Source organism: Fervidibacillus halotolerans, from assembly GCF_026547205.1.
Lineage (GTDB): Bacteria > Bacillota > Bacilli > Bacillales > Caldibacillaceae > Fervidibacillus > Fervidibacillus halotolerans.
In genome coordinates, this window is the sequence record NZ_CP106877.1 from 1,842,495 (window position 1) to 1,857,096 (window position 14,602).

The following is a 14,602-nucleotide window of genomic DNA, read 5'->3' on the forward strand; positions in this document are numbered from 1 at the left end:
TCAAAATGTTGTTTATAGGCATTTCTTTCATTTTAATTTGACTTAACAAATTATTAAAGTTACTAACCAAGAAATTTTGAAAACGTTCTGGATCAAAGTACGAAGATCAAGACATAGATGAGATGGTAGAAAAATGATGCAATTCTTCGGTTTACTCACTGTAGGGAACAATATGTATGGGGAAGGGACGCTAGAATTTAATGACATGGAACAGCTCTAAATGAAAAACGGTCAGCAAAAAGCACTATAGGAAATCTTAAAAAAGTATAAAGAAATTGAAAAGAGATAATACCAAAAGTAACTACCTGTCTCCTATTGAAATCAGGAAACAGGTAGCATAGGTGGTTTCTCTTTGTCTCAAATAAGGATCAATCCAGGTCTCAAGTAGAGATCTTGGTTCCGACCCTTTTTGTCACCTCTTTCCATTTATCGATCAATGATATCTTTCACCTTCATCAACCGGGTGATCGTGCTTCGTTCGCTTTCGTCTAATTTCATTCGAATATATTTTATCGTTTCTTCCAAATCAGGAATGGTTCGGTATTCTAGGGCATTTACCCGCCTTCTTGTCTTTTCAATTTCATCGGCCAAAAGTTGACAGGCCTTTTCCACTTCTGCCAGTTCCAACAATTTCGGAATTGTTTCATTCAATTTTGCGATCGCATCGTCCAATTCAGAAGGGGTTTGTGCACATCCGTATGGGTAAATACTTCCTTCATCCCCTTCCATTTTTCTTTTCATTTCCATGACAGGGACATGAACACCCATTACATTCTTTCTCGAAAGATGAACGGAAATGGATTCTTTAGGAAAGGATATGGACTCCTCCAACATTTCCGGAGCCATTGTGGCCGATGCAAGGAAAAAGTTTTTAAAGGATTGTTCCAACTCTTTTTCGACTTCCATCCGAAGTTCCCTATTTCTTTTGATTAGCACGATGAACTGTCGCATCAGTTCGTCCTGTTTATCCTTTAACAATTTATGCCCCCGGGTTGCTATACCGAGCTGTTTATTCAATTTCGACAGTTCCATCCGGGTAGGGTTCACATTTAATTTGGCCATCTACCTTACCCCTTTTTTCTCCTTTTTGTCTTGTGCCAAGTATTTTTCCAAAAATTCAAAGCGAATTCGTTTTAATTCTTCCCTCGGGATTAAACGCAACAATTCCCAACCGAGGTCCAACGTTTCTATAATGGATCGATTATAATTGAAGCCTTGATTTACATATTTTTCATCGAATTGTTCAGCAAATCGGGCAAAGGCTATATCCACGTCAGATAAAGCGGTCTCACCGAGGATTGTCGCCAACTCCCGTGCTTGAATACCGGATGTGTAAGCCGCATATAATTGGTTCATCGTATCCGCATGATCTTCTCGAGTCTTTCCCTTTCCAATCCCTTTATCCTTTAATCGGGACAAGGATGGGACGACATTTATCGGTGGTTGAATTCCCCGTTTATACAAATCCCTTGAAAGAATAATTTGTCCTTCCGTAATATATCCTGTTAAGTCGGGAATCGGATGGGTAATATCGTCTTCTGGCATCGTCAAGATTGGAATTTGGGTAATGGAACCTTTTTTTCCTTTAATTCTTCCAGCCCGTTCATAAATTGTCGATAAATCCGTATATAAATAACCCGGATATCCTCGTCTACCCGGAACTTCCTTTCTTGCTGCTGATGTTTCCCGTAAAGCTTCGGCATAATTGGTCATATCCGTTAAAATAACGAGCACGTGCATATCTTGATCAAAGGCTAAATATTCCGCACATGTCAAGGCCATTCGTGGAGTTGCAATCCGTTCGATTGCCGGATCGTTTGCCAAATTCATAAACAGCACCGCTCGATCGATCGCGCCCGTTTTCGTAAAATCATCCATAAAAAATTGGGCCTCTTCAAAGGTGATACCCATTGCGGCAAAGACGACGGCGAATTTTTCATCCGAACCTAAAACGGTTGCCTGCCTGGCAATTTGGGCAGCAAGCTCATTATGGGGAAGTCCCGAGGCTGAGAAAATTGGTAATTTCTGTCCCCTTACTAACGTATTTAAACCATCAATACTCGATATTCCTGTTTGAATAAACTCGTCCGGATAGTCCCGAGAAACCGGATTAATTGGAACTCCGTTAATATCTAGCCTTTTTTCCGGAATAATTTTCGGTCCGCCGTCCTTTGGTCTACCTAATCCATCAAAAATCCGTCCAATCATATCTGGAGATACACCGAGTTCCAAAGGCTTCCCTAAAAATCGAACGCGTGTTTCTTTTAAATTCACACCGCTCGATCCTTCAAAAAGTTGAACCATCGCCTTGTCCCGATTGACTTCCAATACTCTACCTCGCCGTTTTTCTCCCGTTTGCAGTTCAATCTCCACGAGTTCTTCATATTTTACCCCTTCGACCCCATCGACGACCATTAATGGACCGACAACTTCAGTGACAGTTCGATATTCTTTAGGCATTCGTCACACCTGCCTTTTTCATTAACTCATTCATGACTTGGATGAATTCCCGATGAATGTCATCAATTTTTTCAATTTCTTCTTCCGGTATAAATTTTGCTCGAGCAATTTTTTCCCTAATCGGCAGTTTTTCGATTTCTTTCAAGTAAACACCCGCTTCTAATGCTTTTACGCCTTGCCGATAAAATTCTAATACTAACTTTAGCATTTTATTTTGTTTCTGAAGGGAGCAGTACGTATCGACTTCATGAAAAGCATTTTGTTGTAAAAAATCTTCCCGAATCGATTTTGCTGCCTCTAGTTTCAATTGATCCGATTCAGACAAAGAGTCGCGACCCACAAGCCGAGCGATTTCTTGCAATTTTGCTTCTTCTTGGAGAAGGGTCATCGCCATTTGTCGATTTTTGGAAAATTCACGATCGATGTTTTGATCCATCCATTCATCGATTTTCCGTTGATATAAGGAATAGGAGTTTAGCCAATTAACGGCTGGAAAATGTCGGGCGTAAGATAAAGCATAATCCAATCCCCAAAAAACCTTTACAATTCGTAATGTCGCTTGAGTAACCGGTTCGGAAATATCTCCCCCTGGTGGCGAGACAGCACCGATAATCGTCACAGCACCTTCCCTTTCATCCTTTCCGAAACAGACGACTCTCCCCGCCCGCTCGTAAAATTCGGCAATTCGAGAAGAAAGGTAAGCTGGAAATCCTTCATCTCCTGGCATTTCCTCAAGTCGACCGGACATTTCCCGTAACGCTTCCGCCCATCGAGAGGTGGAATCTGCCATAATCGCAACCGAATACCCCATATCTCGGTAATATTCAGCGATTGTAATTCCCGTATAAATCGATGCTTCTCTTGCAGCAACTGGCATATTGGACGTATTAGCAATGAGTACGGTTCGTTTCATTAACGATTCACCGGTTTTGGAATCCTTCAATTCGGGAAATTCCATTAACACATCGGTCATCTCATTCCCACGTTCTCCACAACCGACATAAACGACAATCTCCGTATCCGACCATTTTGCCAGTTGGTGCTGGACGACGGTTTTTCCCGATCCAAAGGGTCCAGGAATCGCAGCAGTTCCTCCTTTGGCAACGGGAAAAAAGGTATCAATAACCCGCTGACCCGTAATTAACGGTTCTGTCGGATTGATTTTTCGTTTAAATCCTCTACTTTTTCTTACCGGCCATTTTTGCATCATTTGTAAAGTTCGGTTCCCATCTAACGTACAAATATCATCGGCCACGGTAAATTCGCCCTCACGAATCTCGGTAACCTTTCCAGATATTCCCTTCGGAACCATGATTTTATGAAGGATAACCGGTGTCTCTTGCACCGTACCGATAATATCTCCTTCAGATACTTCATCACCTACCTGTACACACGGTGTAAAATACCATTTTTTCTCCCGATCCAAACGCGGTATGTCCGCTCCCCTAGTTAAAAAATCTCCCGTAAAATCCCGTAACGATTCAAGGGGGCGTTGAATCCCATCGAACATTTTTTCAAGGATACCTGGACCGAGTTCTACAGAAAGAGGCTCTCCCGTCGAATAAACTGCATCTCCAGGCCCGATCCCTGTCGTGTCTTCATAAACTTGGATCGATGCAATATCTCCACGCATTTCAATAATTTCGCCGATCAGTTTATGACCGGAAACTTGCACCACATCATAAACTTTCGCTTCGTCCATGCCCTCCGCTTCTACGAGAGGTCCTGATACCTTAATGACTCTACCCACTTTCACCATCCGTCTACTCCTTTTATAGTAGTTTTGTTCCTACTGCCTTTTCTGCATATTCACTAATCCGCTCCATACCGAGATTTAATGTTCCTTGACTGTTCGGAATAAGAATTACGGCTGGTTTATACAGTTGATCATATCTTCGGATTGTATCCGGTATGAAAGATGCTAATTTTTCCGTAATAAATATGATCGCGTAGCCTTCTTTTGCTAAACGATCGACTGTTTTTCTTGCATCCATAGCATCCGTTGGGGCAAATACGTCGATTCCTAACGCCTTAAATGCCAATATGGAATGTTTATCACCGATCACCGCAATTTTATACATAACTCTCACGCATCCTTTTCCTCACCATTTGAGGTGGGATTTCATTGGCTTTGGAAACGAGGATGATCCGTAAATTTTTCATTTCCGTTTCCTTTGCCAAAAGATAAGCAAAAATTGGTTCAGGACCAAAATGAATATGTTTTGCTTCTCGAATTAACTTTATCAAATAATTATCCATTTCCTTTTCAAAATCTTCAAACCGATTGGTCTCTTTATAAGACTGTAAGGCAGGAATCAAACCCTTTGCTATTTTTTCATTTCGAAAATTTCGGATGATCTGATCGATTGAATCGGTAAAGGAATGGAGAAATTTTTCTTTTTCAATGTTTCCCTTTGACAAAAGCACTTCTTCTAAAAATTTCCGATCTTTTTTTTGCCTTTTTACTCGAATAAGGGTACGAACATTAATAAAATCAATCATTGCCTTAGCATATTCGATAAAAAGGGGCGATTTGATTGCTTCAATTATTTTCAAAAAATGATAAATATATAATCGATCGAGTATGATCCCGATACGTTGTGGATCCCGAGTGATTTTATAATCGGTCAAAACTTCCACAATCGCTGCACGAACGGGTGGATCGACATCTTGGAGATTTTCATTCAAAATAAACGTTTTGATCTGTTTTATATCCATTGTTCCAATTGGTAAATACAAATGGGAGAAATCTTTATCTAAAATAATTTCCTTTAAAAGAACTTTCAAATTATGATAATCGTATTTTAGTCTTAACAGATTGACGATCGATGAATCCGGCGAAACATCGTCCATTATTTGAAATGATCGTTTCAGTTCGGCAAAAAGGATTGTTTCAAAATCATTATTTTCCGTTAAAAGGGAAAAAGAAGAACCATAGTCCGTCTCTTTTAATATTTTCATCGCTTCATCCATCGTACCAGCATCAATTAACCGTTCCAATGTACCAAAGGTAAGGAGCTTTTTTTCCAGCACCCTAGTTCGAACAACCCCTTGGGTAAAGTCCAATCGATCCATCAAACTCACTCCTAGTCATTGAACAATATCTGGGCAACTTCCAGCTCCAGTTCATCCCGATCATATTCCAAGAGGAAATCGACGGAATGGTTCATAATAAATTGTTCACTTCTCAAAAGAAAGCCGGACTCAACGGATTCTTCGTCTGATACAATGACCGAAAGACCTAAATCTTTTACCACATCCCGTTTATCTTCCGGTATGACGAGTACTTCCTTTCCCGTTAACTGCACATCTTTCAAATGGTTTTGTAAAAATAAAACATATTCCCGATTATCCATTCGGATTAGCTTCTCTTTCGCCAAGGAAAAAACACGATCGATGAAATCCCGTTTTACAATGAGAAGCTGGTCTCTTACTTGAATATGGGCATTGGAAATCAAGCGGTCCTTTTCCATATTTCCTTCTCTTTCTGCCCGTTGAATCCATTTTTCTCCGACTTCTTCTGCTTTCAATTTCTTTTTTTGAATGATTTCTTCTTTCTTTCGACTCGCTTCTTCCAAATTTCTATTTGCTTCCCTTTTGGCGTCCGTGATGATTTTTTGAATTAAATTATCCAGATTCGCCAATTTCTTCACATCCTTGCGTAATGGTTATTTTACAAGCGAATTTACTGTTATCATATGTTATTTTTGATATCCTTCCAGCTAGCCATTTTTATAAGAGCCATAATCGGGATGGGATTGAACAAGACAAATTTTCCATTTTCGATTAGAAAGTTACAGAATTAAGTAAAATTAATGAAAGAACGAATGCTAATAGTGCGTATGTTTCAACCATTACGGAAAAAATGATCCCTTTTGTCGTTTGTTGTTCATTTTTTGCTAAAATGGAAACTCCTGCAGCAGCCACTTTTCCTTGAAAAATGGCCGATTTCCATCCGACAAAGGCGATGGGTAAACATGCCATTAAAATAAATAATCCATGAGCTATTTCCATTGTTGAATAGAGTTGTCCCATAGCCAAAAGGGCGATAACGAACCCGTATAGACCTTGGGTACCTGGTAACAATTCCAAAAGCAATGATTTTCCGAATTTTTCCGGTTCTTCAATCATTAATCCGGAGGTCGCTTCCCCGACAAGACCAACGCCGCGAGCTGAACCAATACCAGGCATAATCACGGCTAAAGCTACTCCTAAACCTCCGAATACGACACCGCCGAAATTGACGAAAATCTCTGCAAAATTCATCGTTTCTTCCTCCCTATATTCTCGTTTATTTATTTAATATGAATATATTTTGAATCGCTACGGAATGTTTGAAACGCCTTTCCGCCACCTTCGTAAAATTTCCCGAAGAATTCTACATATGTTAAACGAATAGTGTGCACATAACTCCCTAATAAACTTAAAAAGATATTAAAAGCTTGACCAACGACAAACACAATCAAGCCGAAAATTATGCCAATGATTCCCATCTTAAATAACATTCCGACCATCATATTAATTGCCGATGCGATAAAAGCGCTGGACAAGCCAAGAGCCATCAATCTTGAATAAGACACAAAGTCTCCGACATAACCGGAAATACCGTACAACGTATAAAGTCCACCACCTATTTTTCCACCGATACTTTTACTGTTTCTTCCACCGGTGAATAATATTCCAATCATCCCGATTACCATCATAACTAGACCCGTTTTTTCGATACTTGGCGGAACAGAAAGAAAAAGAGAAGCGACAAAGGCAATTCCGCCTCCTAACGCTAAAAACCAAAAACCTGCGTCAAATATTGCATCCAGTAACCTTCCATTTTTAATGGCTAAATAACCTCGAACTCCTAATGCAAAGAAAATATGCATGATCCCAAAGGCGATAGATAAAACGAGCAATAAGTTGTATTGTTCTTCCATATTGATTAAGGATGGTAACGGAATCAAATCACCAAAAAAGGATCCATACACGATTCCCCAAAAAATGGTGGAATAACTTAAGTAATAGAAAAATTGTAGAAAATTTTTTTGCTGTTGAGTTAGTTTTAATAATTTTAATGCCCCGAACGTTCCTACGAGCAAAATCAATCCGTAACCGATATCAGCCACCATCATTCCAAAAAAAATCAGATAGAAAATAGAAAACAAAGGTGTCGGATCGATTTCTCCATACTTTGGAAGGGCATACATTGCAGTCAATGATTCAAAGGATCGGGCAAATCGGGAATTTTCTAATAAGATCGGTACATTTGGATCATTTTTTCCCGCTTCCCGCATTTCTAAATAATAATCATCCCCACATTTTTGTTCAATTCGTTTTTGAAAATCATCCGCTAATTTTTTCGGAATATATCCTTCAATAATATTGAAATAATCAGTACGTACGTAATTTTTTGTGGCAGTTAATCGCATTTTTTTCAATTGATAATATTCATAGACGATTTCCAAATCCGTTAACTTTTCCGTAAGCTGTTGAAATTGATTTTTCAAATCGGCAAGCCGTTTTTGTTCTTCTTGAAAATCTTTTTTTAATTTGACAATCGTTTCTTTCGGTTCCTCCGATCCGATTAATGTTATCCGTGTAAATTCATGGGCCTTCAATATTTTTCGAATATGTTCAGTTTCCGATCGGTCGGAAATGGATAAAAGGTAAGCGAAATCTTGATCTTCTCCGATTATTGAAAAATACGTATATTGGGAGGAGGCTAGTTGCAGTTCAACCTTTTTTTGAAATCGTTTCGGTATTCTACCGGTAATGACATCGCACGTTTTGATCGAATAAAGAAGTTCGACCGGCACATGTAACGGAATCCAAGGAGTTAGCAACTCTATTTTTGCCTTAATTTGATTTTGTTTATAAAGGATATGTTCTTTTTGACTAACGAGTTTTCTCACTTGTTTATAAAAGGATAGGAAATCGATCGTAATTGCCCTTTTTCCTAATTCTTCAAAGGATAATGACGGTGATCCATTTTTAACTTTTTGAAATATGTTTTGGCGATTTGTATATTTGTTTAACTCATTAATGGAAAACATCAGTTTATGAAGATCATCATCGACAACTTCTAGGGCATCTTCCACATCGATTCCCGTAAGCCCCCATTCTTTAATTTTTTCATTTTCTTTTAAATCTAGAAAATGAACATACTTGAATCGTTGAAGTTCCCGAAGCAAATCTTCTCTTGTTTCCGAAAATACAAACAGGGTGAATTTATTCATTTCAACGATTGCCATTTTTATAAACAATCCTCTCAATAATATAATCGATTGCTGAATTTAGTTTTTTTTCAGCAGCAATTTTTAATTCATCGGCTTGTTTCTTACCATCTTCCATAATCGTCCGAGCAGCAGACTTTCCTTCTTCCCTTTTCTCTTCAATGATTGCTTCGGCCTCTTTCCTTTTTGCTTCTAGCACATTTTCATATGCCTTTTCAGCCAACTTTTCTGCTTCTAAGATGATTTCATTTGCAAGAATTTCCGATTCTTCTATAATTCCCTTCGCCTCATCCTCCGCTTGTTTTATTTTTTCAATTGCTCCGTTCATCGAATCCACCTTCCTTTCAAAAGCAATTGATCGAGTGTATTGTAATTCCAGAACGTTTGTATCAATGGGTGTGAGATATGTGATTTTTTGAACAATAATTCGTGTCATTTACGTAAGCGTTTTCTTTTAAAAAAACCGAGAGATTTTTGTTGTTCATGGAAGTGAATTTACTGTTTGTATTAATAATAAAACAGATGAGAAGTTATTTTTAAAATGTAGGAATCATTGTTGGAGTATAGTGTGAAAATTATATAATTTGTTACAAATTTAACAAAAATTTCTATATATTTATTTTACACAATTTCGACGGTCGTTACAAGGAGCTACCGGGAAATCACCCGTGGCGTGGGTCAAGGTTCCGGTTCCTTTGGCCCACCCTTTTTATGTTTGATTCTTTTTTTCACGATGAGGTAGATTCCAATTCCAATAATTCCAACGAAAAAGAGGATAGGTAACCCCCCGATCACAAAGACGATTATGGTAGAAAATGTGTTTAAAAGAAAGTTGACGCTTTTCTTAAATTGATCTTTCGTTTGTTCCCAAGTATTAAGTTTGGATGAAATTTGTACACTTTTTTCCGACATAAAAATCGTCACTGTTGCCAAATCCGCACGATTTTTTAAATAATTCATCCTTCCGATGATCGATTCGATTTCTTCTTGAACTTCTGCTAAATCTTTTGAAATAGCCAGTAAATCGGTTGTTTTCTCAGCATTTTCCATAAAATTTAGAAGGCGGTCTTCCACGATTCGTTTCGATTTAAGACGGGATTCTAAATCGATATATTCCTCCGTTACATCTTGACCTTGGACAGAACTCTTTTTCACTTTATTGCTTACGTTTTTCACTTGATCGAGAAATGTTTGGAAATGCTCTTGGGGAATTCTTACTGTTACCTGACCTTTCATCTGATTATTTGTTGTTGCAGACATGGATGATTCTACCACGTATCCACCGTTATTCGTAGCGTGCCTGGAAATTTCGTCAAAGGCCTGTTCGTAATCCTTTACTTCAATTTCCAGATAAGCAGTATAAATGATTTTTCGATTCAGATTACTTATATTGCCTTCATCGGGCACTTTTTCTACTTCATCCGCATATGCGCCATCCTCTTCAACAGGTTCGTCATAGTCGACTTCCTGATCATTCCTTTGATTAAATTCTTCTCCAATTGAAGGATCTCCCGAATCAATTCCTACTTGTCCCCCTTCAGATTTGCTTTCATGGCTACATCCAAACAGAATGAAGGTAAAACAAATGATGAATGCAAAAATAGCCTGTTTTTTCATTCCTACCGACCCGCCTTCCATAATATAGTCGACTTTTTTGACGAAACTGGGAAGAAAAGGGTTACATCTTTTCTTCTTTTTTATCATAATTCCCTAGTGACGAATCGTTAAACAACTACAAACGATCTTTTTTGGGAACGTCATTAAAAAATGTCGATCCTAAAATGAATATTCCTCCGATGAATTGGTTGAAACTTAACCATTCGCCTAATATAAGAGAGGACATAATAACTGCAGAAATCGGATCAATATAACTAAAAAGAGCGACAGTTTGACTCCTTAATTTCTTCACAGTTGGAAAATAAAGGACATACGCTATACCGGTATGAACGATACCTATTATTATAAGAAAAAAAATCGATCGAATATCTAGTCCTGTAACGTGGAATCCTTCAGTAAAAAACACGTAAGGAAAAAGGATCATCGTAGCAATCAGTAATTGATTTACGGTCGTTTCAAAAGCAGATAATCCTCGTAAAAATTTATTGATTATAATTACTGATGCATACAATGTAGCTGCAAGCAAGCCATAAAAAATACCAAGTGGATGATGAAATTCTCCAATTGGCGATTCATTTCCTGGATTTAAAACGAACAATAAACCGACGATGGCAGCCATCAAACCGACCCAATTTTGCCACACCATTTTTTCCTTTAACAGAAAAGGAGCCAAAATCATCACGAAAACAGGAGCAAAATAATAACTTAAGGTAGCATTCGTAATGGTTGTATAACGATAGGATTCAAATAAGAAAATCCAATTTAAACCGAGGGCGGCACCGGATATAAATAGTAAGAAGCGATTCCATTTCCCTACTTTGAAAGTTACAGAACGATTCATTGTAAAACTAGCCACAATCAAAAACAGACTTCCGATTACACCTCTGAAAAATGCTATCGTGCCAGATGATAGTTCAATTTGCTTAACAAAAATACCAATACTTCCAAAAATTAACATTACGAAAATAAAAATAAATTTATCCCTCATCATCGTCCTCCAATAGCTTATAAACAAAACGCGATAACAATCGGTTCTCTTGTCCTAGTGAAATTAGAAATTATTTTTTTATAATACGGATATGTCCTAAAATGAAATCGCATGAATGAAAGGTATGAGAAAAACAACATTAGAAAATGAACGAACAATTGTTTTCATACTCCTTTATTCGTATTCGCAAATGCATTGGAAAACAAAATCGTTAGGAGTAGGAAAATTTGATATAAGAAAAACTCAAAGATCTTAATAAAAACAAATATAGGACCCAGATCATCCCCCTCATTCGTTAATGAAAGAATAGGATAAATAGTCGCATAAATACCACCGCATATGGGACCCATTAAAGTACAATCCATAAATTACTAACTCTTCCATATAGTCATTTTTTTATTAGGAAAAATAGGGTTACTAAAGAAAGAAACAATAAAAGAAACTTTATAGGATAAATAAATTTGGTAACTGTGTCATTATAGTTTGTCAGTCTCAAAATTCGACAATGGTTGACCGATCATTCAGCATGTGACATACTCCCACCACCTACGCTTCGCTTAGAGGTGGGGGCTTCTCGGGTAATCCCATCTCATGATGGAAAGTTGACCGAGCGATCCCCGTGTGCCCCACGGTTCGAGGACAAGTTAGGCTATCGCTAATCGTTTCATGCCCTCATGTTTGATATTGATTGCTGCATTGACGTCCCTGTCGCTCTCGAATCCACATTCACAGCGGAATGTACGCTCAGAAAGCGATAGAGACTCCCTGACTTGACCGCAACACGAACACGTTTTGGATGAGGGGAACCATTTGTCGATTTTGATCAGTTTCTTCCCCTGTTCTTCCAATTTGTACTGAAGGAAAGAGGTGAACATGCCCCAGCCGTTGTCATGAACGCTTTGACCGAAATGGAGGGCTTGTGACATCCCTTTCATGTTGAGGTCTTCGATGACCACGCAATCATAAAGTTTCGCTAATTTGTGCGACTCCTTATGCAGAAAGTCTTTTCGTTGATTCGCAATTTTTTCGTGCAACTTGGCTACTTTCAGACGCTGTTTGTGCCAACGGTTGGAACCTTTCCTGCGGCGTGACAGCACCCGTTGCTCTCGGGTTAGTTTTTCTAAGGCTTGCCGATAGAATCGAGGATAATTGGCTCTCTTACCCTCGCTATCGACATACAACGTGTTCATGGAAAAATCTAAGCCAACAACCGTTTGCACTTCTTTTGATACAGGATGATGTTCGTACTCTGTAAGAAGGCAAAATCGAATGAAATAAAAAATGAACACTATTTCCTTTGTTCAATTATTTAATCGACGAAATCGACCAGCGTCTGTATCTTATGTTCTATTCATTTCATCTTAAATGTCTAATAAGAAGTTTAGACTCTGATCCTAGTAAAATTCATCGTCATAAACATTTCTTTTCATCTCAAGTTATACAAACATAACTCGTTTACCCAACTCACGTTTTTCACTGTAAGTAAAACGGGGTCCTAAACAGCCATTGAATGAACAACGAAAAAAAGAAAAGGCTTCCTTTTATAGAAAATTATTTTATAGCTACACCCTTAATAATAAAGTACATAACATTTCCTCCCATAAACGAATTTCACCATCGAAATACTTTTTTCCACTTAATTCGTATATTGGAACAGAGTCATATTTCATCCTTCATAAAAAATCCCCTCCTATATATATAGTTGGTTTGTGCCAACCTTATACAAAGGAGAGAATTCCTATGTCGTAATATTTTATTACACATGTTTGATTAAAAAGTATTTTTTCTTTCCTCTACGAATGATTGAAAATTGGCCTTCGATTTTATCTGAATCGGAAATTACATATTGAATATCCGTAATCCTGTCTCCGTTGATGTAAATAGCACCATTTTGAATGTCTTCCCTCGCTTGTCGTTTTGAAGGGGTGATTTTTGCTTGAACGAGTAACTCGACTAAATTCGTAAGTTCTGGAGTTGCCGTAAAGGACGGAACATCTTTAAATCCTTGTTTGATTTCATCAGCGGTTAACTCTTTAATATTTCCACTAAATAAAGCTTCTGTAATTCGAATAGCTTGGTTTAGTGCTTCCTCCCCGTGGACAAGCTTCGTAACGGATTCTGCTAACGCCCGCTGTGCCATGCGTTTCTCTGGGGTTTCCTTCGTCGCTTTTTCCAATTCCAAAATTTCCTCGTGGGAAAGGAAGGTGAAATATTTCAAGTATTGGATTACGTCCCGGTCATCTGTATTAATCCAAAATTGATAAAACTCATAAGGGGACGTTTTTTCCGGATCGAGCCAAATCGCTCCACCTTCCGTTTTTCCAAATTTCGTGCCATCTGCCTTCGTAACAAGGGGAACGGTTAGTCCATAAGCCGTATTCGAATCACCTTTCACTTTTCGAATAAGTTCAAGGCCAGCGGTAATATTTCCCCATTGGTCACTTCCACCAATTTGTAGGCGACAATTTTCAGTCTCATACAGCTTTAAAAAGTCGATTGATTGAAGGATCATATAGGCAAATTCTGTAAATGATATGCCTACTTCAATCCGAGATTGAACCGAATCTTTGGCCAGCATATAGTTTATTCCGAAATGTTTCCCATAATCCCGTAAAAAAGTGATTAAATCAATTTTATTCGTCCAATCATAGTTGTTTGCAATGATTGCAGGATTTTCTGTCGTGTCAAAATCGAGAAGATGGGATAATTGTCGTTTGATTTTTTCGCTCCATTCGGCGACAACTTCCACAGAGTTTAAGGTCCGCTCTTGTTTTTTTCCACTTGGGTCCCCGATTAACCCGGTCGCCCCTCCGACTAAGGCAATGGGTTGGTGACCTGCCATTTGAAATCGTCGGAGAACGAGTATCGGTAAAAGATGGCCGATATGCATACTGTCACCTGTCGGATCCACTCCACAATAAAGCTTAATTTTTTCCTTCGATAAAAGATTTTCTAATCCTTCTTGATCTGTCACTTGGTTAATTAACCCACGAAACTCTAAATCCTGTAATAAATCCATAAGACATCACTCCTTTTTTCCATTAAAAAAACCCTTCGATGACAATCGAAGGGACGATTTACTCGCGGTACCACCCTACTTACGGAAAAGCATTCCGTCACTTAATAGATTTAACGGTCACCCGCCCATAGCTACTAGTCGTTCGACGTTCCCAATGGGAGCTCAAGGACGTAATTCACCTTCTCCATGTGTACCGATTCCCACCAACCATCGGCTCTCTAAAAACAGGGATGGAAAGGCTACTAAATCCTGTCATTGCCATTTCTTTTCAATTGTTATTGATATTTTAGCACA

The 14,602-nt window shown here is 38.4% G+C and carries 12 protein-coding genes, 1 pseudogene and 1 other annotated feature; all 13 genes and pseudogenes read right to left on the reverse strand.

All coding sequences use genetic code 11. The annotated features are described in order from the left end of the window. Window positions 1–426: 426 nt before the first annotated feature. The 13 genes and pseudogenes from OE105_RS08795 to tyrS all read right to left on the reverse strand — a co-directional run bounded on the left by OE105_RS08795 (window position 427) and on the right by tyrS (window position 14,308). The gene (locus OE105_RS08795) at window positions 427–1,062 is read right to left on the reverse strand and encodes a V-type ATP synthase subunit D (RefSeq protein WP_275419835.1); all 636 of its coding nucleotides are present in this window, start codon (window positions 1,060–1,062) and stop codon (window positions 427–429) included. Then, entirely contained in the window at window positions 1,063–2,460 is a 1,398-nt protein-coding gene (locus OE105_RS08800) for a V-type ATP synthase subunit B (RefSeq protein WP_275419836.1), read from the reverse strand. Next, a complete protein-coding gene (locus OE105_RS08805; RefSeq protein ID WP_275419837.1) occupies window positions 2,453–4,219 on the reverse strand; it encodes a V-type ATP synthase subunit A in 1,767 nt (588 codons plus the stop codon). Before OE105_RS08805 ends, OE105_RS08800 begins: the two co-directional genes overlap by 8 nt. A 13-nt stretch (window positions 4,220–4,232) precedes the next feature. Beyond that, complete coding sequence (locus tag OE105_RS08810) at window positions 4,233–4,541, reverse strand: V-type ATP synthase subunit F (RefSeq protein WP_275419838.1); 309 nt, start codon at window positions 4,539–4,541, stop codon at window positions 4,233–4,235. Continuing rightward, on the reverse strand, window positions 4,534–5,535 hold the full coding sequence (locus OE105_RS08815) for a V-type ATP synthase subunit C (RefSeq protein WP_275419839.1): 1,002 nt from the start codon (window positions 5,533–5,535) through the stop codon (window positions 4,534–4,536). Before OE105_RS08815 ends, OE105_RS08810 begins: the two co-directional genes overlap by 8 nt. A gap of 11 nt (window positions 5,536–5,546) precedes the next feature. Further along, window positions 5,547–6,104 (reverse strand): V-type ATP synthase subunit E, encoded by a 558-nt coding sequence (locus OE105_RS08820; protein WP_275419840.1) that lies wholly within the window; start codon window positions 6,102–6,104, stop codon window positions 5,547–5,549. A 142-nt stretch (window positions 6,105–6,246) separates the two neighbouring features. Then, entirely contained in the window at window positions 6,247–6,726 is a 480-nt protein-coding gene (locus OE105_RS08825) for a V-type ATP synthase subunit K (RefSeq protein ID WP_275419841.1), read from the reverse strand. A 29-nt stretch (window positions 6,727–6,755) separates the two neighbouring features. Continuing rightward, window positions 6,756–8,702 (reverse strand): V-type ATP synthase subunit I, encoded by a 1,947-nt coding sequence (locus OE105_RS08830; protein ID WP_275419842.1) that lies wholly within the window; start codon window positions 8,700–8,702, stop codon window positions 6,756–6,758. Beyond that, window positions 8,689–9,012 carry a hypothetical protein gene (locus OE105_RS08835; RefSeq protein ID WP_275419844.1) on the reverse strand — a complete coding sequence of 108 codons (324 nt, stop codon included), beginning with the start codon at window positions 9,010–9,012 and terminating at the stop codon, window positions 8,689–8,691. Before OE105_RS08835 ends, OE105_RS08830 begins: the two co-directional genes overlap by 14 nt. A gap of 350 nt (window positions 9,013–9,362) precedes the next feature. Continuing rightward, window positions 9,363–10,301: a DUF4349 domain-containing protein gene (locus OE105_RS08840; protein WP_275419845.1), complete on the reverse strand. Its 939-nt coding sequence runs from the start codon at window positions 10,299–10,301 to the stop codon at window positions 9,363–9,365. A gap of 115 nt (window positions 10,302–10,416) precedes the next feature. Next, window positions 10,417–11,289, reverse strand: coding sequence for a DMT family transporter (locus OE105_RS08845; RefSeq protein ID WP_275419846.1), 873 nt, complete (start codon window positions 11,287–11,289; stop codon window positions 10,417–10,419). 644 nt (window positions 11,290–11,933) lie between these two features. Next, window positions 11,934–12,548: pseudogene (locus OE105_RS08850) on the reverse strand (RNA-guided endonuclease InsQ/TnpB family protein); the annotation flags it as partial. A gap of 497 nt (window positions 12,549–13,045) precedes the next feature. Further along, window positions 13,046–14,308: a tyrosine--tRNA ligase gene (tyrS, locus tag OE105_RS08855; protein WP_275419847.1), complete on the reverse strand. Its 1,263-nt coding sequence runs from the start codon at window positions 14,306–14,308 to the stop codon at window positions 13,046–13,048. 46 nt (window positions 14,309–14,354) lie between these two features. Continuing rightward, window positions 14,355–14,573, reverse strand: a binding site (T-box leader). Window positions 14,574–14,602 lie beyond the last annotated feature (29 nt).